Annotated in this window: 23 protein-coding genes; 17 read left to right on the plus strand and 6 right to left on the minus strand. The window is 38.6% G+C overall.

Going from position 1 to position 22920, the window contains the following annotated elements; genetic code table 11:
- Positions 1 to 146: 146 nt before the first annotated feature.
- The 11 genes from QF028_RS32260 to cydS all read left to right on the plus strand — a co-directional run bounded on the left by QF028_RS32260 (position 147) and on the right by cydS (position 10198).
- Positions 147 to 740, plus strand: coding sequence for a putative ABC transporter permease (locus QF028_RS32260; protein WP_429471851.1), 594 nt, complete (start codon positions 147 to 149; stop codon positions 738 to 740).
- A 306-nt stretch (positions 741 to 1046) separates the two neighbouring features.
- Positions 1047 to 1745, plus strand: a complete 699-nt coding sequence (locus QF028_RS32265) for a response regulator transcription factor (RefSeq protein WP_429471853.1) — start codon at positions 1047 to 1049, stop codon at positions 1743 to 1745.
- Between the two features lie 3 nt (positions 1746 to 1748).
- On the plus strand, positions 1749 to 3137 hold the full coding sequence (locus QF028_RS32270; protein ID WP_429471855.1) for an ATP-binding protein: 1389 nt from the start codon (positions 1749 to 1751) through the stop codon (positions 3135 to 3137).
- On the plus strand, positions 3134 to 3838 hold the full coding sequence (locus QF028_RS32275; RefSeq protein WP_429471857.1) for a polysaccharide deacetylase family protein: 705 nt from the start codon (positions 3134 to 3136) through the stop codon (positions 3836 to 3838). The genes QF028_RS32270 and QF028_RS32275 overlap by 4 nt, the downstream gene beginning before the upstream one ends.
- Before the next feature lie 8 nt (positions 3839 to 3846).
- Positions 3847 to 4446, plus strand: coding sequence for a DedA family protein (locus QF028_RS32280; RefSeq protein WP_429471859.1), 600 nt, complete (start codon positions 3847 to 3849; stop codon positions 4444 to 4446).
- A 193-nt stretch (positions 4447 to 4639) separates the two neighbouring features.
- Complete coding sequence (locus QF028_RS32285) at positions 4640 to 5806, plus strand: MGDG synthase family glycosyltransferase (protein ID WP_429471861.1); 1167 nt, start codon at positions 4640 to 4642, stop codon at positions 5804 to 5806.
- 36 nt (positions 5807 to 5842) lie between these two features.
- Positions 5843 to 6445, plus strand: a complete 603-nt coding sequence (locus tag QF028_RS32290) for an undecaprenyl-diphosphatase (protein WP_429471863.1) — start codon at positions 5843 to 5845, stop codon at positions 6443 to 6445.
- 189 nt (positions 6446 to 6634) lie between these two features.
- Positions 6635 to 7465: a cytochrome c oxidase assembly protein gene (locus QF028_RS32295; protein ID WP_429471865.1), complete on the plus strand. Its 831-nt coding sequence runs from the start codon at positions 6635 to 6637 to the stop codon at positions 7463 to 7465.
- A 248-nt stretch (positions 7466 to 7713) separates the two neighbouring features.
- Complete coding sequence (locus QF028_RS32300) at positions 7714 to 9060, plus strand: cytochrome ubiquinol oxidase subunit I (RefSeq protein ID WP_429472644.1); 1347 nt, start codon at positions 7714 to 7716, stop codon at positions 9058 to 9060.
- The gene (locus QF028_RS32305; RefSeq protein WP_410882413.1) at positions 9057 to 10085 is read left to right on the plus strand and encodes a cytochrome d ubiquinol oxidase subunit II; all 1029 of its coding nucleotides are present in this window, start codon (positions 9057 to 9059) and stop codon (positions 10083 to 10085) included. Before QF028_RS32300 ends, QF028_RS32305 begins: the two co-directional genes overlap by 4 nt.
- 11 nt (positions 10086 to 10096) lie before the next feature.
- Positions 10097 to 10198, plus strand: a complete 102-nt coding sequence (gene cydS / locus QF028_RS32310; protein ID WP_374103889.1) for a cytochrome bd oxidase small subunit CydS — start codon at positions 10097 to 10099, stop codon at positions 10196 to 10198.
- A gap of 278 nt (positions 10199 to 10476) precedes the next feature.
- On the opposite strand, the gene QF028_RS32315 is transcribed toward cydS, so the two are convergent.
- The 6 genes from QF028_RS32315 to QF028_RS32340 form a co-directional block, all read right to left on the minus strand.
- Complete coding sequence (locus QF028_RS32315; protein WP_429471869.1) at positions 10477 to 11220, minus strand: amino acid ABC transporter ATP-binding protein; 744 nt, start codon at positions 11218 to 11220, stop codon at positions 10477 to 10479.
- A gap of 17 nt (positions 11221 to 11237) precedes the next feature.
- Entirely contained in the window at positions 11238 to 11897 is a 660-nt protein-coding gene (locus QF028_RS32320; protein WP_429471871.1) for an amino acid ABC transporter permease, read from the minus strand.
- A gap of 63 nt (positions 11898 to 11960) precedes the next feature.
- A complete protein-coding gene (locus QF028_RS32325; protein ID WP_429471874.1) occupies positions 11961 to 12737 on the minus strand; it encodes a transporter substrate-binding domain-containing protein in 777 nt (258 codons plus the stop codon).
- 287 nt (positions 12738 to 13024) lie between these two features.
- Complete coding sequence (locus QF028_RS32330) at positions 13025 to 13192, minus strand: twin-arginine translocase TatA/TatE family subunit (RefSeq protein ID WP_410882421.1); 168 nt, start codon at positions 13190 to 13192, stop codon at positions 13025 to 13027.
- A gap of 16 nt (positions 13193 to 13208) precedes the next feature.
- Positions 13209 to 14375, minus strand: a complete 1167-nt coding sequence (locus tag QF028_RS32335) for a ZIP family metal transporter (protein ID WP_429471876.1) — start codon at positions 14373 to 14375, stop codon at positions 13209 to 13211.
- Positions 14376 to 14390: 15 nt separating this feature from the next.
- A complete protein-coding gene (locus QF028_RS32340; RefSeq protein ID WP_429471878.1) occupies positions 14391 to 15404 on the minus strand; it encodes a multicopper oxidase domain-containing protein in 1014 nt (337 codons plus the stop codon).
- 195 nt (positions 15405 to 15599) lie between these two features.
- On the opposite strand from QF028_RS32340, the gene QF028_RS32345 reads away from it, so the two are divergent.
- The 6 genes from QF028_RS32345 (at position 15600) to QF028_RS32370 (ending at position 22668) form a co-directional block, all read left to right on the plus strand.
- Positions 15600 to 15968, plus strand: a complete 369-nt coding sequence (locus QF028_RS32345) for an ArsR/SmtB family transcription factor (protein ID WP_410882427.1) — start codon at positions 15600 to 15602, stop codon at positions 15966 to 15968.
- On the plus strand, positions 15961 to 18096 hold the full coding sequence (locus QF028_RS32350; protein WP_429471880.1) for a heavy metal translocating P-type ATPase: 2136 nt from the start codon (positions 15961 to 15963) through the stop codon (positions 18094 to 18096). The genes QF028_RS32345 and QF028_RS32350 overlap by 8 nt, the downstream gene beginning before the upstream one ends.
- Positions 18097 to 18192: 96 nt before the next feature.
- Positions 18193 to 19143, plus strand: coding sequence for a cation diffusion facilitator family transporter (locus tag QF028_RS32355; protein WP_429471882.1), 951 nt, complete (start codon positions 18193 to 18195; stop codon positions 19141 to 19143).
- A gap of 646 nt (positions 19144 to 19789) precedes the next feature.
- Positions 19790 to 20140, plus strand: coding sequence for a metal-sensitive transcriptional regulator (locus QF028_RS32360; RefSeq protein WP_429471885.1), 351 nt, complete (start codon positions 19790 to 19792; stop codon positions 20138 to 20140).
- A 23-nt stretch (positions 20141 to 20163) separates the two neighbouring features.
- Entirely contained in the window at positions 20164 to 20370 is a 207-nt protein-coding gene (copZ, locus tag QF028_RS32365; protein WP_410882435.1) for a copper chaperone CopZ, read from the plus strand.
- An 81-nt stretch (positions 20371 to 20451) separates the two neighbouring features.
- Entirely contained in the window at positions 20452 to 22668 is a 2217-nt protein-coding gene (locus tag QF028_RS32370; RefSeq protein ID WP_429471887.1) for a heavy metal translocating P-type ATPase, read from the plus strand.
- Positions 22669 to 22920 lie beyond the last annotated feature (252 nt).

Consider the following 22920-nt stretch of genomic DNA (forward strand, 5'->3'; position numbering starts at 1 on the left):
GGATGTTAATAAACATCGTGTACATTAATTTTCTGGAATAAACAAAAGGGGATTCCTATTTTGAAGTAGGAATTTTTTTGTATATTTGCCAGCGTGGCTGTTAAACCTAAAATGGGAAATTCTTATCCATGAAAGGTGGTTTAGCCATGATCTTTAACTTGTTGAATGGTATTGAGTTTCAAAATCCGATTATTTTTAATCTTGAAGGAGCAGCAACAATCGTTTTTTATTTTACAGTCTACTCATGGTTAGGCTGGCTGCTCGAAAACAGTTATAACTTTTTCACTAAACAGGAGTTTTTTAAGCCGAATTTTTTATTTGGACCATTTAAACCGATGTACGGCTTTACCCCTGTCCTCCTGGTATATTTGATTTCACCAGAAACAAATTGGCTAGTGGTATTCCTCCTCTGCTGCTTGATCCCAACCATGGTGGAATATGTGACGGGAGTATTATTACAAAAGCTTTTTAACCGGCAATGGTGGGACTATTCCGATTCACCCTTGCAGCTTCATGGACATATTTGTTTGCCCTTCTCGGCCTGCTGGAGTATCCTCTCCCTTCTTTGCATAAAATGGATCCATCCTGCGGTTGCATCTATGTACGGAGCAATTGAACCATATTGGGCCTGGGTCTGGTCTGCAGTAGGATTATACTTCCTTGCCGATCTTGTATTAGCCATCCGGAAACATTCATTGCAGGACCTTATTACCGATGAACCAACCAATCCAATCCAATAGGTGCCTGACACCCAATACCAAAAAAAACTCCTTCAACTTAAAAGAAGGAGTTTTTAGCTTGTATACGTCAATCATCATACATGGCCATGGATGATGAATTTGAGCAAATAGATTTGATATTTTAATTGAATCGACGAATGATTGTGGCAGGTGTGATCTGAATAAAAGATTAAAATTCAATGAAAAAAAGAAAACTAAGCAGAAATCATGCTAAATTGAAGTAGATCATTTCTAAAAAAATAAGATGGTTTTATAAAATATGTAAATTTGTAACCTAGGTTCATGCCATATAAAGGAGGGGTGACGATGAAACAGCGGATTTTGGTTGTAGAGGATGAAAAACAGATCGCTAAGATATTAAAGATTGAACTGGAGTATGAGGGATACGAAGTACATGTTGCTTATGATGGGAAATCGGGATTGCAGGCAGCCTTACATGAAAAATTGGATTTAATTTTATTGGATGTTATGCTGCCTGAAATGAATGGCATTGAGGTTTTAAGAAAAATACGAAAAGAGAATGACCTCATCCCTGTTATTTTATTAACAGCCCGCAATATGACCATGGACAAGGTAGCAGGACTCGATCAAGGGGCGAATGATTATATCACCAAGCCATTTGAAATCGAGGAATTATTGGCAAGAATTCGTTCTTGCCTTCGTCAAAGTACCATTGCAGTCATAGCATCACAATCAAATGACTCCTTATTAGAAATAAGAGATTTAACTGTTAATCTGGAAACAAGAGAGGTCACTAGGGGGGAGACTTCCATCACGCTAACTCCCAAGGAATTCGATCTACTCGTTTATTTGCTATCCAATAAAAATAGAATTGTCACGAGAGAGAGCATCCTCCTGCATGTTTGGGGCTATGAATATGAAGGGGAAACCAATGTCATCGATGTGTTTATCAGACATTTACGAAAGAAAATTGAAGAAGGTTTTTCTAACCCAACGATTATTCAGACGGTAAGGGGCATTGGTTATACCGTAAGGGAGAATTAACAAATGAAGATTACCACAAAAATAAATCTTATTACTACGGCATGGATTTTATGTATGTTACTTGCTGTGAATGCGGTTGTCTTTTTTTCATTTATGAAGATTACTGTCAATATGGAAGATGGTGAACTACTTCAAAAGGCTGATTATTTGATAAACGAAATCAGCAAGGAAGATTCTCTAGCGGTTATTAAAGAAAAATTAACCCCATATCTAACGAACCAGTCCTTTATAAGGATCGTTCAGCCAGATTCGAAAATAGTTAATCAAGTAACGAATGATCCGAAATTAGCGGCTAAAATAAAACCACAATTCACTACTGAAAAAGGGACGGAAAGGCGGACCATTAGACTTAAACATCAAGAAGAACAAATTGCCATTGTCAGGGTGCCGATTCATACAAATGGACAGGTTACTGGAACACTAGAGTTCGGGGAGAAATTAGTGGGATTGGAAACAGGAAAAGACTTATTACTTTCCATTCTTGTCTTTTGTACCATTTTAGGTGCGGTATTATCACTGCTCGGTGGTAGATGGTTGTCAAATCTGATTATGAAACCTATCTCTAATATGATTAACACAATGGAGGATATTGAAAAAAGCGGGATCCCGAAAAAGATCATCATCCAACATGAGACAAAGGATGAATTGCAAAAATTGGCCGTTACGTTTAATCGGATGATTGGCAGATTAGAGGCAAATCTCGAAAAACAGCGGCAATTTATTTCGGATGCTTCACATGAATTGAAGACCCCGCTTACTGTGATCAAGAGTTATGCAGACCTACTGTTAAGACGGGGGTTAAAAAATGAAGAGGTTGCCCATGATGCGATTGAATCGATTCATTCAGAAGCAACAAGAATTCAAAAAATGACTGAAAGGTTTCTTGATTTAGCCGATACAGAATCAGGTCATCTTTTAGAACCAAAAGTAATCAATTTAGTTTCCTTGTGCGAGAATATCTTCAAACAGCTTAAAAGTGCTTATAAGAGGGAAATTAACCTCCATTACCAAGAACCCGCCATTACGGTTATGGCGGATGAAGTCAAGCTAAAGCAGGCAATGATAATCTTAATCGATAACGCAATTAAATATAGTACAGATAAAATAGATGTATACCTACAGGATAAGGAGCAATTGACAATCATTACGGTAAAAGATTACGGGATCGGCATACCAGAGTGTGAAATAGAGAATGTCTTTGAACGTTTTTACCGGGTGGACAAGGCGCGGAGCAGGGAGACCGGCGGGACAGGGTTAGGCTTGTCGATTGCCAAAAATATTATGAAGCAGCATCAAGGGGAAATTATCGTAAAAAGTACGGAGGGAGTGGGAACAGAGGTGGAGTTGTTCTTACCCAAACGTAAAGTTGGAAAGGAAATGTTTTTCGAGTGATTAAAATATTGATAGTAAGTGTTATTCTTTTATTCATTTTGTTTCTTATCTATTCCATATTGCCAACTATCCTGATACGGATTAGCGGAAGGGGAATCATCAAAACGATCCATGCTCCAGCTATTGCATTAACGTTTGATGATGGCCCCAATCCTGAATACACACCACAATTACTTGATCTTTTGAAAAAGTACGGTGTAAAGGCATCCTTTTTTGTGGTTGGCAGTAAAGTGAAAGCCTATCCTGCCATTATTAAACGGATGAGTCAGGAAGGACATACAATTGGAATTCATCATTATAACCATATTTCGAGTTGGATTCTTTCCCCCTTTCACTTGAAAAAACAACTGCAAATGACAGAACAGGCAATCAAAGATTGCACCAATGAAGCAGTAACCTTTTACCGGCCGCCATGGGGGAGTTTTAATAGTGCCAGCCTATTATTGAGCAAGCGATATAAGGTGATTATGTGGTCGCATATCTTCGGTGATTGGAAGGTAGCGAAGGGTAAAAACGGCCTGCTTGAAGAATTGCTCCAAACGACAGAAGCAGGCTCTGTATTGTTGCTTCATGATTGTGGGGAAACCTTGGGTGCCGATAGGCTAGCTCCCCGTTATATGCTAAAGTGCTTAGAAATCTATTTACAGGAAAATGTAAATAAGGGCACAAAATTTATCCCATTAAAAGAAGTGAACTTTTAGAGGCTGCTATGAATGTAGAGACAATTATTAATTATATTAATATATATGGTTACCTAGTCATTTTTCTCTTTTTATTCTTTGGTATTGTGGGTATTCCTGCTCCTGAAGAATCGCTGCTCTTTTTAATCGGTGTGTTGAGTTTTCATCATAAGCTCTCAATAGGGCTAGCCATACTAAGTTCCATTCTCGGAGCGTTTATTGGAATGCAAACAGCCTATTCGATTGGAAAATATGCAGGGTCCCCTTTTATAAAAAAATTCGGTAAGTATGTCGGGATTAGTGATGACCGTTGGGAAAAAGTAAGTCGTATATATACGAAAAATGTACGCAAAACAATCGTTATCGGTTTTTATCTGCCAGGTATTAGGCAGATCAGTCCGTATTTTGCTGGGATTACAAACATTCCATTTCGGCGGTTTTTCCTTTTTTCCCTGCTAGGCACTCTTCTCTGGACCATCCCTTTTATTGTGGGAGGCTATTATGCAGGAAAGGTATTTCATATAAATCCAGACTATATTCCATATTTAGGAATGGTATTTTTCATTCTTTTTCTGCTATTTGTCATACGTAAGTATATAAAAAGGAAAAGAACTGCATCAGCTGAATAGGAGAAAATAAAACAAAAACCTGAAAAGGCATTTTCAGGTTTTTGTTTTTTGAACAAGCTAAAAAAAAGCTGAAGGTAAGATTAAAAATCCATTAAAAAACGAGTTTTTCAAGAAATGAGTGTTACATTGAAAGGGTAATTTAGAAATCATCATTTTCAAAGTTCGATTTCTAGTAGAACAGGAGATGGAATAAGTGAAGAAGATTTTGTTTTTACCACTCTTACAAATGCAATCGGGACATCATCAAGTTGCTGAGGCATTAATGGATCTGTTAAAAAATCATACAGATGATCTTACATTTAAAAAAATCGACTTGTTAAGTTATACAAATAAATCGTTAGAAAAAGTGATTACAAATGGCTATCTCAATTGGATTCGCTACGCGCCAGAAACTTATAATCTTGCCTATAAAAGCTTTTTTTACGTATCACCAACTAAAAAACATTCCTTTAAATGGTATCAACCGCTCTTTTTGAAGAAAATGGAGCAATTGTTAGCAGAGGAAAAACCAGATTTACTTATTTGTACGCATGGGTTCCCTTCTTATCTTCTTAGTAAGTTAAAAATGAAGGGAAAATGCGACATACCGATTATTAACGTTTACACAGATTTCTTTATTAATAGTGTTTGGGGAAGAGAGGGGATCGATCTTCATTTTCTCCCTAGCCAAGAGATCAAACGAAAACTAAGCAGAAAATATCAAACCACGAACCAACGGCTGATGGTCACTGGTATTCCTGTCCATGAAGAAATTACGAAAACCCTCCATCGAAAACACGAAAATGAGCGTCTCAAAATTTTATTATCTGGAGGAAATAGCGGTTTGGGCGGGATTTTGAAACTAGCGGAAGAGTTAAAACTCTCCTCAAACTTAGACTTCTTGGTATTGTGTGGTAATAACAAGAAGCTTTATGATGAAATTCTTTCGTGGGATTTAGAGCATATCAAGCCATTAACCTATCTTTCTTCAAGATCAGAAATGAATTTACTGTATGAAGAAGTGGATGCGATAATTTCAAAACCGGGTGGAGTCACTATAAGTGAAGCAATCCGAAAAAGACTGCCAATCTTTGTTCATTCTGCACTTCCAGGGCAGGAGGAAATAAATCTCCTATATTTAAAGCGGAAAGAGCTAGTGTTTGAGCTCGACCAGAGCACTCTATTGGAAAAACAGCTGCTTAGTGTTTTAACGAACCAGAAAAAAATGAAAGGCTGGGAGGATGCTATTGATGCTTACCAGCAGGGAATTGAGCTAGAGAAGCCGGAAAATATCGTGGGGTTGATAGAAACAATCCTTGACCAAAAGACGAGCAGCAGACAGTCGAGATTGGTTAGATATTCTTCTCCTTTGAGAATTTAAGTTTGTTGAAACACATGAATCTGGAGGTTAGTTAAGATGTCTCACATAGACTATGGTATCTTTCAAATAATAAATCACCTTGCAATAAGTGAGCGATTTTTAAACCCACTAATGATATTTTTAGCAGAAAAAGCAGAGTATTTATTTTTTGCGGGAATCATTTTTTATTGGTTTTATCATAAATCACAAAACCGAAAAATGGTTATTGAAGCAATCCTGGCCGCGTGCGTTGCGCTAAGTATAAATGGAGAAATAGGTCACTTTTTTTACCGGAATCGTCCTTTTGTCACCCATCATGTAAACTGGTTAATCCCTCATGTGAAAAACGCCTCGTTTCCAAGTGACCACGCGACTGCCGCATTCGTGATTGCGACGGCCATTTGGATTTGGAAAAAACGTGACGGCTGGATGTGGTTGGTATTGGCTGCAGGCATTGCTCTGTCCCGTGTTTGGACAGGAGTACATTATCCTTTAGATGTGGTAGCAGGAATGCTCATAGGGACAAGTGTAGCTTTTGCCATCCATTTCTTACTAGTTCGATTCGAGGAAATGAACAAAGTAATCCTTTGGTTAATTGAGTACTATGAGAAAATTGAGAGTAATCTTTTAAAAAAGACCCATCTAGTCAGAAAAAGATAGAAAGCCGAACGAGGCAGCGGCTTTGTATGCGTTAAAGAGGGACTTTGCTTTGAAAGTAAAACTGAATATGGAAAAGGAAGAGCCACTAAGGTTCTTCTTTTTTGTCATAAATCAGCTAAACTGTCATAAAATCTAAAGTTAATTGCTCGCTTAAAAAGTATATATCCCCAGAGTAGGAAGGAGGATATCATGTTCTATGCGATGTGGTTGGAAGGTCAATCGTTGTGGAATACAACATTACTAGCTTGCCTCATTTGTATAGCTGTTTTATATGTAGTCTTAGTACTTTCTTTTACAAAAATAAAGCTTCATCAAAAACAACCCCTGCTTTTTTTCCTCAGTTTAAGCATTATGTACGGAACCTTTGGCAGTCCATTTGAAGCCATAAGTCACTTGTCGTATAGTTTGCACATGCTGCAAATGAGCATTTTATACTTTATTATCCCACCTCTATTTTTATTAGGAATTCCAGATTCATTTCTCCAGCAAATTCGTCATCTCTCCATCTTTGTAAGAGTAAGCAAGTTTTTCTTACCGCCAATTGCTGCACTTTATGCTTTTGGCGCAATGTTCTTGATGTACCATTTCCCAGTAGTTTTAACGACTCTCACTCAAAATTCGTTTGTCCATAATGGGTACCTATTTGTGCTGTTTGTCTTTTCTTTTAGGATGTGGGGCCCAATAGCCTCTCCCGACTCGAAGAAGTATGGTTCAAAAGGGCAAAATAAACGTTATCTATTATTGAGCGGGCTTGTATTAATGCCTGCCTGTTTGCTTTTCATATTAACTGCCTTTATTGGTGGATTGAATAATCCGCTTCTTACACAACTAACCGCAAACCTTTGTATCTCTCCTTCCCAATTAAGTTCTCTCAATATACTGCCATCACCATTTAATACAAGACTTGATCAATTGTTTGCGGGAATCCTAATGTTGGGAATGCATAAATTTGGATTAACCTTGACCGTTCGTCTTGGTAAAAAAATGAATAGTGGGAATGTGGTGGGAATTGTTGACTGACCGCCACTTCCCACTATTTTTTCTGTGTGCGGATACTTTCTGGTGCCGTTAAATATATTCCGCCATAATTTTGGGAATGGTATGTAAGAAGTGTGCTTAATTAATTAAATTAGCCAAAAGATTAGGTGGGATTTTTATTTACAAAAAACAAGAGCGGAAGCTCATTTGGCTGGCTTTTATTGTTGCATCCATTATGGGACTGTCCATCATTGGACGGCTTTTTTCAGGATAAGAAAGGAGGGAGTTTAATGGGTAATGAGGAAGCAGTATTTTTTAGTCGGGTCCTCACAGAATTGACCTTGTCTTTTCACATCATTTACGCAACTATTGGTGTCGGGATTCCGCTGATGATTATGATTGCTCAATGGGTGGGGATAAAGAAACAAGATGAACACTATATTTTATTAGCCCGAAGGTGGACAAGGGGATTTGTGATTACCGTGGCTGTGGGCGTTGTGACCGGGACCGCGATAGGGTTACAGCTCTCACTTCTCTGGCCCAATTTTATGCAGCTAGCGGGAAATGTGATTGCCCTGCCGTTATTTATGGAAACATTTGCGTTTTTCTTTGAAGCGATTTTTTTAGGTATTTACATATATACGTGGGATCGGTTTAAGGACCAGAAAAAACATCTGCTCCTGCTGATTCCAGTTGCGTTGGGAGCCTCCTTTTCTGCTGTTTTTATTACGATTGTCAATGCGTTTATGAATGCGCCTCGAGGATTTGATTTGGTTGGGGGGCAGTTGGTAAATGTCAGTCCAATTATCGCGATGTTTAATCCGGCGATGCCGACAAAGGTAGCCCATGTGGTTGTCACCGCCTATATGACTTCAGCGTTTGTCCTGGCTGCGATTGGTGCCTTTCGTTTACTTAAGGGGTCAAACCATGCGTATCATAAAAAGGCTTTGTTTTTAACAATGAAGCTCGGTTTCGTCTTTTCCGTAGCAACCGCTCTTTTAGGGGATTTCTCCGGAAAGTATTTGGCCGAATACCAGCCAGAAAAATTAGCTGCGGCCGAGTGGCACTTTGAAACCGGGAAAGGTGTACCACTTGTCTTATACGGTGTCCTGGATAATGGCGAAGTAAAATATGCACTAAAAATTCCCTTTGCACTCAGCATTCTGGCTCATGAAGTCCCTAATGCAAAAGTGATAGGACTCGATCAGTTTCCGAAGGATGAAGTGCCGCCCCTGTATATTCACTATTTATTCGATACGATGGTGACGATTGGGATGTGGATGACTGTTTTGTCTTTGGTGTATGTAATTGGTACTTGGCGCCACTGGCGTTTCGTTGTATCCAAATGGTTTCGTTGGCTGCTAGTGCTGGGCGGCCCTCTCTCCATTCTTGCGATTGAGGCGGGGTGGTGGCTGGACGAGGTCGGCCGTCAGCCTTGGGCCCTGCGTGGGATTTTGCGAACTAAAGATGCAGCGACAACAAGCGGTCAAGTGGATATCATGTTGGTTTTATTTGCTGGGCTTTATCTTGTCCTCGGGGTTGGCAGTGCAGTTGTACTCTGGCGAATGTTCCGGAAGAACACGGTGGAACGGGAATTGGCCGATAGAGCCTCCGAGAAAGCGGGTGATGTGCTATGACACTGGAAATCGTCGGAATAAGCGCATTGGGGTTGTTTCTCTTTGGATATATTATCATTGCGTCCATTGATTTTGGGGCAGGATTTTTTAACGCGTTTAGTACATTAACCGGGAAACAGCATATTTTGACGAAGATTATTCAACGCTATTTATCGCCAGTTTGGGAAATCACGAATGTCTTTTTAGTGTTTTTCTTCGTTGGGATGGTTGGTTTTTTTCCAAAAACGGCTTATTACTTCGGCACCACCTTACTTGTGCCGGCAAGCATTGCGATTATTTTGCTAGCGATTCGGGGAGCTTATTATGCCTTTACAACCTACGGGGGACTCAAACATAAACGGTACACCATTTTGTATGGGTTGACGGGATTATTTATTCCAGCATCGCTGTCGAGTGTCTTGACGATTTCAGAAGGCGGCTTTGTGACAATGGAAAGTTCTGCGCCTGTACTTGATTATTGGGCATTGTTTACCAGTCCTTTATCGTGGAGTATTGTGGTCCTTAGTCTGACAGCCGTATTATATATCTCCGCTGTATTCTTGACATGGTATGCCCATCATGCAAAGGATGAGGCGGCAACGAACCTTCTACGCAAATATGCACTTAGTTGGGCAGGACCTGCCATTATCACGGCTGCGGGTATTATCATAGAAATGAGGATACACAATCCGGAACATTATCAGCGCTTACTCGACCTTTGGTGGTTGTTCGGATTGTCTGTCGTTTTCTTTGCTGGAACCGTTTATTTGATTTGGAAGCGGCGTGCGTACGGTTTGGCATTCTGGTTATTAGTCGGGCAATTTGCGCTTGCCTTTTTGGCCTATGGCGCTTCCCATTATCCTTATTTACTGTATCCCTATCTCACCCTTTATGATAGTTTTACGAATCAATCGATGGCGATTGCCCTGATTGTTGCCTTCATTGCAGGGTTAGGATTACTCCTGCCATCGCTATATCTTCTGCTAAAATTGTTTCTGTTTAACAAGGAATATGTACAAGGGAATCGAAATGATGAACATGCTTAGGGGGAATGAACGTGGATGATTTCTTGCTCTTTTATGCCCCGTTTCTTGTGATGATTGTGTCGATTGTAGTGGCGTTTTGGATTGCTCCAAAAGATGATTCTGTGGAAAAATAACAACTGACTGTAAAATCGGTATGGAGTGTTCATGAGGACAGGATTAAGGATGAAAAAGTAAAAACTGTCCTCATGAGGCGTTCATGAGGACAAAACTAAGGATGGAAAAGTGAAAACTGTCCTCATGAGGTGTTCATGAGGACAAAATTAAGGATGAAAAAGTGAAAACTGTCCTCATGAGGTGTTCATGAGGACAAAACTAAGGATGGAAAAGTGAAAATTGTCCTCATGAAGCTTCGATGAACATCGAAACCCGCATTTATTATCCAACCATACTCTTATAAGCTACGCTTCAAGAAAGCCTTCGTTCGTTCATTCTTAGGGTTTGTAAACAACTCCGCGGGCGAACCAGATTCCACAATCTCCCCATTGTCCATAAAAATAACCCGGTTTGCTACTTCCTTAGCAAATCCCATCTCATGTGTCACAACAATCATCGTCATATGTTCTTCGGCCAGATCCTTCATCACTTGTAATACCTCACCAGTTAATTCGGGGTCTAATGCAGAAGTAGGCTCATCAAAAAGCAGAATTTCTGGGTTTAACATGAGCGCTCTGGCAATGGCGACTCGTTGTTTTTGCCCGCCTGAGAGATTGGCTGGATAGGCTGCTGCCCGATCAGTAAGCCCGATTTTCTCGAGTAGTTCACTACTTCGTTGCTGAATTTTAGCGGGCACTTCCTTTTTCAGCATTTTTGGAGCTAGTTCCAAATTTTCTTTCACCGTGAGATGCGGAAAGAGGTTGAAATGCTGAAAGACCATCCCCATTTTTGCATTGATCTCTTTAATCTCCAGGGGTTTCGCATAGACGCCGTCCTTTACTAAATGCTTACCGGAGACACAAATCGTGCCACCGTCTATTTTTTCAAGATGGACCAAACTGCGGAGCATCGTACTCTTCCCGGAACCGGAGGGACCAATGACGGCTACCACATCATTTTTATTTACATCAAAGCTAATCTGTTTTAGGACATCCAAATTCCCATACGATTTTTTGAGGTTAGCTATTTCCATGACAGGCATAGTGTTATCACTCCTTCTTATTCAAATTTGAACCGTTTTTCGAGCCATTTAAAGACCATCGTTAAGAGGAGCGTCATGATCAAGTAAATAATACCGGCGACGAAGAAAGGAACGATGGTAAAGTCGCGGTTTACAGCTGTCTGCGCAAAATGCAACAATTCCGGTACGGCAACCGCATAGAGCAGTGCTGTATCTTTGACCAATGTAACGGATTCGTTCGCGACAGAAGGAAGGGCGATCCGGAACATTTGCGGAAGGATGACCTTTGTTAACGTCTGCCATTTATTCAGGCCGAGCACTTGCGATGCCTCATATTGACCTTTATCAATCGCAAGAAGCCCGCCGCGAAAGATTTCGGCGAAATAGGCAGCATAGTTCAAGATAAAACCTAAACAGGCAGCGACAAAGCGGTCCAAAACTAAATATTCTCCAACTACTGGTATCATCGGCAGCCCGAAACAGATAAATAACAGCTGAAGCAAGAGCGGTGTACCGCGCATCACGTAAATATATCCTTGTGCAAGCAGGGACACAGGCTTAAAACGGCTGCCGACAGCCAGCGTTAATATAAACCCAAGTGGAATCGAAACCACAATCGCAATGACAAACAAGAGGATTGTCATCTGGGCGCCTTCGAGCATTGGTTTAAGTATGGAAATCAGATAATCAAAAGACATATATGTTCCTCCAAAAGCAAAACAGGGTTCCCAATGGAAATCCTGTTCGCCTTATATTCGGTATTAGTTTAATACTTTATTTTCGCCAAACCACTTTTCAGAGATACCAGCTGCTGTGCCATCCTCATTCATCTCATCGAGTGCTTTTTGTAACTTTTCAAGTAATGCTTCATTCCCTGTTTTAACGCCAATTCCGTATTCTTCAGGAGCAAGTGATTCTTGTAGTACTTTAAAAGACTCTTTTTCCTTTTTCATATAATAATCGATAACAACTTCATCAATTACTACTGCATCCAAACGACCGCTCTTTAAGTCAGTTAATGCCTGGACATTATCAGCAAATTCGGTAACTGTCTTAATTTTGGCTTTAATAGGTGCAGCATCCAAAGCATCTGCTGCAGAAGATAGTGTTTGCAGTCCAACAACCTTTCCATTTAAATCATCTAATTTAGTAAGCTTTGAATCAGCCAATGTAACAACCACTTGTGCATTCTTCAAATATGGCTTCGTGAAAAGAACTTTCTTTTTACGTTCATCCGTAATAGTGTATCCGTTCCAAATAAGGTCAATCCGCCCACTGCTAAGTTCCGCTTCTTTTGTGCTCCAATCAATTGGTTGAAACTTGACCTTTTTCCCCATCTTTTCAGCAGCTGCGTTTGCGTAGTCGATGTCAAAACCAACAATTTTATTGTTCTCATCGCGGAAACCCATCGGGGCAAATTTATCATCAATCCCAATCACGAGCGTGTTGTCCTTTGCTCCTGATGATTTAGACGAACATCCTGTAAGGACCGAGAATAGTGCTGCTATTACTAGAATCATAGGTATTAACCGTTTCATAATAGAACTACCACCTTAGCTATTTATTTTAAATTTCCTTTAGTACGTTACCGAATTATTACACTAACATATTATAATGCTATAATATTATTTAATACAATAGCATTATAAATAATATGAAAATTGAAAATACTCAAAGCTAGTTAATGGAATATAGAAGAGAAGCTGATCAGATTGAAATGGAGAACAATCAGGACAATTCTCTTTTTTGTTTGTGATTTAGGAATATATAAAAAAGGTAGTTCATCGTCTTAACATGATGAGCCACCTTTTATATAGAAGTTTATTTATTTTTCTTTATCGTGATCATCATCCAATATCCCTTTTGTTGACTGTTTAAATTCTTTAAGTGTAGATCCCACAGCACGACCTAGCTCTGGAAGTTTTTTCGGGCCAAAAACAATTAGTGCAATAACAAGTATAATTAAGGCTCCACCAAATCCTATATTTGCCATTCCATACACCCCTTAATTATTTTACGAAAAAGGCTGTAAAATACATGATTAATATTCCGATTGTAAATCCAGTAAAATTCATCCATGATACGACAGGTTCATTATTCCTTTTGTTTTCTTCCATCAGCATTTTGGAAATTACGAATATTACCTGTAAAATAGCACCTGCACCAACTCCTAAAAATACTGCACCCCAAATTGGTGAAAAAATAAACCCTCCGAACCAAGTTCCCAATATCGCAGGGGCACCTGCAATCGTGCCTAATAACACAAAGTGGCTAATCTTTGGCTTACTCTTCAGTAATGGGGCAGCAATCCCAATCCCTTCAGTAATATTATGCAGAGTAAATCCGATTACTAAAAACGTACCTAATGCTGCTTCACCTAGTGCAAATGATGAGCCAATTGCCAATCCCTCACCAAAATTATGAAGACCAATTCCTGTTGCCATCAATAATGAAATTCCTAGTGGAGAATAACCCGTTCGTTTTTGTCTTTGATGTTGATATTGATCAAATCCAACCAGTAATAAAAATGAAAGAATCGTACAAATGATTACCACCATGTTGCCCTGGAATACAGACGGTGCTTCTGCTCCTATTTCAAATCCATCAAATAACGTACCAAAGAATAAGAATAGGAGGAGGCCAACTGTGAGAGCAAGAATGGCATTAATCCAGCCTTTTTTCAAACGTTTCATAAATGGAAACCATAGTAATCCTAAAGTAATGGGAACAATCCCTACGTAAAAACCAATAAATCCATAGTTCAACACATTACTCCATGAAAATTCAGGAGTTAAGGTGGCTGCATCAATTGCAGCTTCGGTTATGATACCATTTTCAGATATTAATAGAATAGTATGAGGATCACCTTCTACCCATGGATACTTAATCGTCACCTTTCCATCTTCAAATCGTTTAAGTGTTGAATCAGGAGTTATTGAAAAATTCCATACAGAATCATCCACAATCACTTGAGATATGGTCAATGTCTCTGGGCCAGTATTACTGACATCTAGCTCAAATCCTGAAGGTACAATTTTAATCTGTTCAACATTTAGAACCTCTATTGGAGCAGCAGGATCTCGTTCCACTCCAGCCCCATTTTTAAATACCCACCCCAATACAAGCAGTAACAGAACAAGTGGTATGAGTCCAGTAATCAACCATTTTAATTTCATGATTTATACTCCTTTCTATTCGACCTCAAAAAATCCCATCCAGCCAAGTTCGGCAAATTCGCTTACATGAGCGTGAAACATATATTTTCCCTTGTATGGAAAGCGGACTTCAATAATCCCTCGTTCTCCTTGGCACTGCATGATGGTATCAGTAAATTGAGTCGGGTTGTCGTTTCTGCCAGTTGGAATATAGGTAAAATAGTTTGCATGTAAATGGAAGGAGTTTAATAAATCAAACTCGGTTAAATTGCTTAAATAGATACGGACAAGCTCATCCTTCTTGATTTTTATTGGATGATTCATAAAGGCAAACGCGTACCCATTCACTGTATAAAATTCGTTCGCACCATCTAAATCTAAGTCAAATGCATTCATGACCATATTTAATTCTCTTGCTGACTCTCTTGGTGTTTTTGGATCAATAATAAAATTTCCATATAACCCTTTATGAATATGTCGGGCTAAGGGTAGAACATGGCAATGATAAAGTTGTAAGCCATATGGCTTTGCTTCAAATTCATAGGTAAATGATTGACCAGGAGCGATAGGGTCTAATCCATCCATTTCTGGTGGGTGAATCCCATGAAAATGAATAGAGTGTGGATGACTCCCTCCATTTATAAAATGAAAGCGTAAAAGATCCCCTTCGGTGCAACGGAATGTGGGACCTGGAATCGTCCCATTATAGGTCCATCCTGGAAACTTAATTCCTTTTGCAATTTCTATTTCCTCATCAACTGCTACAATTTCATATTCACGCATAGTCCGACCATCTAAAAGTTTGGTTACTCTACCATAATCAAACTCAGTTAAGAGACGTTTAGCCATCTTATAACCTTCTGTTTTTGAAGAATCATACATGTTTAAGTGATTTGCAGAATGATTATTGTGACTTGTTGTTTTTTCTTCTGCATGAACCATTTGGGAATATGGGGCTACTTTACTTAAATAAACACTCCCAGCTATCCCTAATGCTCCTGTAGTACCTATTTTTAAAATATCTCGTCGAGAAATTTTTTTGTCTGACATGCTTTTACCTCCTCCTAAAAAGTTTCCTCGATGCAACTTTATTTGTCTGTGTCAATACTCTATTTCAGAGACATTCTTTCTGTCAATAGAAAATTTAAAATTTTATGATAAAACATTCAAATAAATATTTGACCATTTTTTTGAACCAACATATACTAATAATCAAATAGACGTTTGAATAATGGTGGTGAAAAAATGAAGCACGATGATATATGTGAAGTAACCTGTGTTGATGAAGACAAAGTAAAACGTTTAAAAGGATCTATTTCACAGCAAGATACTATGTCTGTATCACAAATATTCAAAGCCTTATCAGATGATACTAGAATAAAAATCGCCTACGCCTTAAGTGAAGAAGATGAATTATGTGTATGTGACGTAGCAAACATTGTAGGAAGTTCGACAGCTACTGCATCCCATCATTTACGACTTCTTCGTAATTTAGGATTAGCGAAATATCGAAAAGAGGGAAAATTAGTATTTTATTCATTAGATGATGATCATGTAAGACAATTGATAAAGATTGCATTTGAACATCAAAAGGAGGTGAAATCTCATGAGTAACGCTTTAGAACAAACCAATGAAAAAGCCGTTTACCGTGTACAGGGATTCACCTGAGCGGGCTGTGCGACAAAGTTCGAAAAGAACGTACAACACCTGGATGGTGTTGCTAATGCAAGTGTAAATTTCGGTGCTTCTAAACTTACAGTTTTTGGTGTAACAACTATAGAGGAAATAGAGAAAGCAGGGGCCTTTGAAAATATTAAAGTCATACCTGAAAAACAAAAATTTAAAGAGAAAAAAGAGCCGTTTTTGAAAAAACATTCATCTGTTATCGCCTCATTGGTTTTCTTGATCATTGGGTGGATGGCAGGACAAATGTATGGTGAAGAGAGTACCTCATCGATTTTAGCGTATGGGGCTTCTATTTTAGTAGGCGGTCATCGCCTGTTTACGACAGGATTGAAGAACTTATTTCAATTAGAGTTTGATATGAGAACCTTGATGACGATTGCCGTTATTGGAGCAGCAATTATCGGTGAGTGGGGAGAAGGAGCAACGGTTGTCATCCTGTTTGCCATTAGTGAGGTTCTAGAATCCTATTCAATGGATAAAGCCAGACAATCGATTCGTTCCTTAATGGATATTGCTCCAAAAGAGGCGTTAATACGAAGAGGTAATCAAGAATTTACAGTAGAAGTGGACGATATTCGGATTGGGGATATTTTAATTGTAAAACCAGGACAGAAAATTGCCATGGATGGAAAAGTAGTTAAAGGATTATCCGCTGTGAATCAAGCTGCGATTACAGGTGAATCTGTTCCAGTTTCGAAAACCATAGATGATGAAGTGTTCGCAGGAACACTAAATGAAGAAGGACTGCTTGAAGTAAAAGTTACTAAACATGTGGACGATACGACTATTGCAAAAATTATTCACCTTGTAGAGGAAGCTCAAGCAGAAAAGGCTCCATCACAAGCATTTGTTGATCGCTTTGCTAAGTATTATACTCCTGTTATCATGTTTATTTCGCTATTAGTGGCCGTACTTCCACCACTTTTATTTGATGGGGACTGGAGCAAATGGGTTTATCAGGGTCTTGCCGTATTAGTGGTTGGTTGTCCTTGTGCTCTTGTCATTTCCACGCCTGTATCTATTGTTACAGCAATCGGAAATGCTGCGCGAAACGGGGTTCTGATCAAAGGTGGGATTCATTTAGAGGAAATGGGAGCTATTAAAGCCATTGCCTTTGATAAAACAGGTACCTTAACAGAAGGAATTCCTGTTGTAACGGATTATCTACCTCAACCAAATTCAAATTCGAATGAACTTCTTTCCATTATCGCTGCTTTAGAAAAGGGTTCTCAGCATCCTTTAGCTTCAGCAATCATGAAGAAAGCAGAGCAGGAAAACTTACCTTATCAAGATCTTGTGATTGAAGACTTTTCTTCCATTACAGGTAAAGGCATCAAAGGTAGGGTCAGCGGTAAAATGTATTATGTGGGAAGCCCTAATTTATTCGATGAGATCCTATCAAATGGAATTCCAGCGAATTTAAAAGCTACCATTTCTGACCTGCAAAATAAGGGTAAAACAGTGATGGTTGCAGGTACTTCAACTGAAATATTGGGACTACTCGCAGTTGCAGACGAAGTGAGAGTGAACAGTAAATCAGTTATACAGAAACTTCACTCATTAGGTATTCAAAAAACCATCATGTTAACGGGTGATAACAAAGGGACCGCCAATGCGATTGGAAAGCAGGTAGGAGTTTCTGATATACAAGCAGATCTTTTACCTCAAGATAAATTAACCTTTATTAAAGATCTAAGATACAAATTTGACCGTGTGGCAATGGTTGGAGACGGTGTAAATGATGCACCAGCTCTAGCTGCATCCACAGTCGGAATAGCGATGGGTGGAGCTGGAACGGATACAGCTATAGAAACAGCTGATATAGCTTTAATGGCAGATGATTTAGGGAAACTACCATTTACGTTAAAACTAAGCAGGAAAGCATTATTTATCATCAAGCAAAATATCACTTTCTCATTAGGAATTAAACTTTTAGCATTATTATTAGTGATTCCAGGTTGGTTAACCCTGTGGATTGCGATATTCGCAGACATGGGAGCAACTCTTATTGTGACTCTTAATGGTTTACGACTTCTCCGAGTAAAAGACAAATAAAGTGGGGCTTCCCAAAGTGGGAAGCCTTTTAATGGAAGGGTACAACAAGCAATTGAGCATGCTTGTCATAATTAAATTTAAGTAGGAGAGATAGGAATGGGACATAATCATAGCCATGGTCATAACCATGGGCACAGTCACAGTCACGGTCATGGACATAGCCATAGTCATCCACCAGCCAATTATGGCTTTGCATTTGGATTTGGGATTATTTTAAATACCATTTTTATTATTGTTGAAATTATATACGGTATCCTAGGGGATTCTTTAGCACTGCTTGCGGATGCAGGACATAACATAAGTGACGTTTTAGGTTTAATTATTGCTTGGATTGCCGTTTGGTTAGGAAAAAAAGCACCTACTAAAAAGCGGACTTATGGATATAAAAGAAGTTCCATCTTAGCTGCGCTATTCAATGCTGTTTTTTTATTAGTAGCAATTGGTGCTATTGCTTGGGAGGCTATCCAACGATTTTCTTCTCCAGAACCAGTTGCAGGAAAAACTGTTATCATCGTAGCAATCATTGGTATTGTGATTAACACTCTTACAGCTTTACTTTTTATGTCAGGACGAAAAAACGATTTAAATATCCGTGGGGCTTTCATGCACATGGCTGCGGATGCCTTAGTTTCACTTGGGGTAGTGATTGCAGGGCTTATTATTCTTTGGTCAGGATGGCAATGGCTTGACCCTCTAGTAAGTCTTTTAATTTCAATTGTCATTTTATTTGGTACGTGGGGATTATTAAAGGAATCCATTAATTTGTCATTGGATGCTGTACCAGAAGGCATTGATATTAATAAAATTAAGGATTACTTAAGTGGTTTACCAACGATTTTGGAAATTCATGACCTGCATGTTTGGGGAATGAGTACGACAGAGGCTGCTTTAACCGTTCATATAATTCGATCTGAAATAGATGATAATGATGAGCTGCTTCAAAAATTAACAAAGGAATTGCATGACCAATTCGGTATTGAACATGCCACTATTCAAATTGAAAAAGGAACTTATAGTTGTTCCTTGCAACCTGAAGGTACGATATAACCACTAAGACAAAACAGTTGTTTCTTTTTAGGAGTTGCTGTTTTAGACATAAAAATGATGGTTTGGATGGGTATGTATAAATGTACTCTAACGATTAAGTAAGAGAAATTTAATAAAGTTATAGAGGTTAGTTATTCTCCATAATTTCTGCATCACTTTATGTTAAGCTTTTGTGTATCAACTATTGATTTAAGGTGATTAAATCAAAATCTTACGTTATATTTTCCGTGGCTTCGGAAGATTATGGGCCCATTATTAATTATCGTTGGGTTGTTTATGTTGGGTTTTATAAAATTAAAAGGAACATTAAATTTATTAAAGGGATCAAAAGAATACAAGAGTGAAAATCCATTCGGTTCTTTTATGTTAGGATTTAGTTTTTCACTAGCATTCTGTCCGACTATGTTTCTACTATTCTTTGTCACCTTAATGCCTGTCGTATTGTCTCAAAACAAAAAAACAACGAATGAGAATCGTTGTTTTTTTGTTTTGTAAGATTTATTAATTAAGGAAGTTAATACTTGCATAAAAAAATTTACTATTTTTACAAATTTATTTTACCTAAGAAAAAATATAAAGACTGCAAAATTGATTATTTACATAGGGTAGGGGGGTATGGTAATATTAAGTTGAAGGAGGGGTGATAATGAATAATCACGATCCTGTTAACCTTAAACCTCATCATAGTAGTGAACATTGTGATACTTTAACATCTGGGCGAAAAAGCCATCATTCAGATAAAACAAAACAAAATCTTGTCACAAGATTAAACCGTATCGAGGGACAGATTCGTGGCATAAAAGGTTTGATTGAAAAAGATACGTATTGTGATGATGTCATTACTCAGATTGCAGCTACTCAAGCAGCTTTAAACAGCGTTGCTAAAGTACTTTTGGAAGGCCATATGAAAAGTTGTGTGGTCGAGAGAATTCAAGAGGGTGACCATGAAGTTGTTGATGAGTTAATAACCACTATTCAAAGGCTTATAAAAAAATAATTAATATGAAAGGGAGTTTTAAAATGGAAAAGGTAATATTGAATGTTCAAGGAATGTCATGCGGTCATTGTGTGAAAGCGGTAGAAGGAAGTGTCGGTGCACTTAAAGGTGTTAGCTCTGTAAAAGTTGATTTAAAAGCAGCTAAAGTAGATGTTGAGTTTAATAACCAAGAGGTTTCATTAGAAAAGATTAAGGAGACCATCGATGACCAGGGGTACGATGTGAAATAAATAGTGAAAAGACGTGCTAGCTGATAGCACGTTCTTTTTACAAAAAAATATACCTATATAGGGTATAAGGAGTTGGCATTTATGAGTCAAAATGTTGTAAATGAAAAAAACGAATTTGACATAACCGGAATGACCTGTGCGGCTTGTGCTACTCGAATCGAAAAAGGTCTAAATAAGTTAGATGGGGTAGTGAAAGCAAATGTGAATTTGGCACTGGAAAAAGCAACAGTGGAATATAAAAGTGCGGAACTCTCTTCAGGCGATATCATTAAAAAGGTGGAAAGCCTTGGTTATGGTGCTCATATTAAGGAAGATGAAATAGACACAAGTGATTATCGTCAAAAGGAAATTGATAAACAAACTGGAAAATTTATTTTTTCAGCGATCCTTTCTTTCCCACTATTATGGGCAATGGTTGGACACTTTTCCTTTACCTCTTTTATTTGGGTTCCAAAAATGTTTATGAATCCGTGGGTGCAGTTTGCTTTGGCTACTCCGGTGCAGTTTTTTATCGGAAAACAATTTTATGTTGGAGCTTATAAAGCGTTGAAAAATAAGAGTGCTAATATGGATGTTCTTGTTGCTTTAGGTACATCAGCTGCATATTTTTATAGTTTGTATCTATCGCTGCTTTCAATCGGAAGTATGGCCCATTCAGTAGAACTTTATTATGAAACGAGTTCCATTCTTATTACGTTAATTATTCTTGGGAAGCTTTTTGAAGCAAAAGCAAAAGGGCGTTCATCTGAAGCGATTAAGAAACTAATGGGTCTTCAAGCAAAGACAGCAACCATTGAAAGAGCAGGAGTGGAACAGGAAGTACCAATTGAAGAAGTGATCGTTAGCGACATTCTGCATATCAAGCCTGGCGAGAAAATTCCAGTAGATGGTAAAATTGTTGAGGGTAGCTCAGCTATTGATGAGTCGATGCTGACAGGTGAAAGTGTCCCGGTTGATAAAAAGATAGGTGATGAAGTAATAGGAGCAACGATCAATAAAAATGGATTTTTAAAAGTGGAAGCAACAAAAGTAGGTAGGGATACGGCTTTATCTCAAATTATTAAAGTAGTGGAAGAAGCACAAGGTTCCAAGGCTCCTATTCAACGCCTTGCTGACCAGATTTCTGGAGTGTTTGTCCCTATTGTTGTTACGCTTGCCCTTTTCGCGTTTATCGTTTGGTATGTATGGGTAACACCTGGTGATTTTGCGAATGCACTTGAGAAAATGATAGCAGTCCTTGTTATAGCCTGTCCGTGTGCATTGGGATTGGCAACGCCAACTTCCATCATGGCAGGTTCAGGCCGTGCTGCTGAATACGGAATTCTGTTTAAAGGCGGAGAACATTTAGAAATGACGCATAAAATTTCTACTGTTGTTTTAGATAAAACCGGCACAGTTACAAACGGCACTCCAGTATTAACAGATGTTTTCACAGATCAAAATTTAATAGAAGAAGAATTCCTATCACTGGTTGGTTCAGCTGAAAAACAATCAGAGCATCCACTAGCACAAGCAATCGTTCAAGGAATAAAAGAAAAAGGTATATCTTTAAAGGATGTAACGAAATTTGAAGCCATCCCTGGATTTGGTATAAAAGCTAAAGTGGATGGAAAAGAGCTGTTAGTTGGAACAAGGAAGTTAATGAATATGTTTAACGTACCTGTCGAAAACGCCTATGATCAGATGAATGCATTAGAAATGGTTGGGAAAACAGCTATGCTTGCTGCTATAGATGGCCAATTTGCAGGTATGGTGGCTGTGGCAGATACTATTAAAGAGACATCTAAAACTGCTATTAGTCGACTTAAGAATTTGGGAATTGAAGTAATTATGATTACAGGTGATAACCAACAGACTGCAAAAGCCATTGCAGCTCAAGTGGGGATCGACCATGTGATTGCTGAGGTCCTTCCTGAAGGTAAGGCAGATGAAATAAAGAAATTACAGGTACTGGGAAATAAAGTGGCAATGGTCGGAGATGGAATCAATGACGCACCAGCCCTTGCAGTGGCAGATATTGGAATGGCCATTGGAACCGGAACAGATGTGGCAATGGAAGCGGCTGATATAACTCTTATTCGCGGGGATTTAAATAGTATCGCAGATGCCATTTTCATGAGTAAAAAAACAATCGGTAATATTAAGCAAAACCTTTTTTGGGCTCTTGCTTATAATACACTTGGTATCCCGGTCGCTGCTCTTGGATTCCTTGCGCCATGGCTTGCAGGTGCAGCAATGGCATTCAGTTCAGTATCTGTTGTTCTCAATGCATTACGTTTGCAAAAAGTTAAAATGTAGAGGTGAGCATTATGTGAAGGTTACTTTACAATATGTATAATCATAGAAATAAAGAAGAGCCGCATCGGTTCTTCTTTTTTGTTTGGATTAAAGTCAAAGTGTAATTTAATTCTAAATTTAAAAAATAGAGGTCAGATTTTACAATTATATGAACAAATGAATAGAAAGTCTATATGCCATATTATTTCCAACAAAAATGCATAGAAACTGCAAATTTCCCCAGTACATTATACATATGAACATGAGATCCAT

It is taken from the genome of Neobacillus sp. B4I6 (genome assembly GCF_050434045.1).
Lineage (GTDB): Bacteria > Bacillota > Bacilli > Bacillales > Cytobacillaceae > Neobacillus.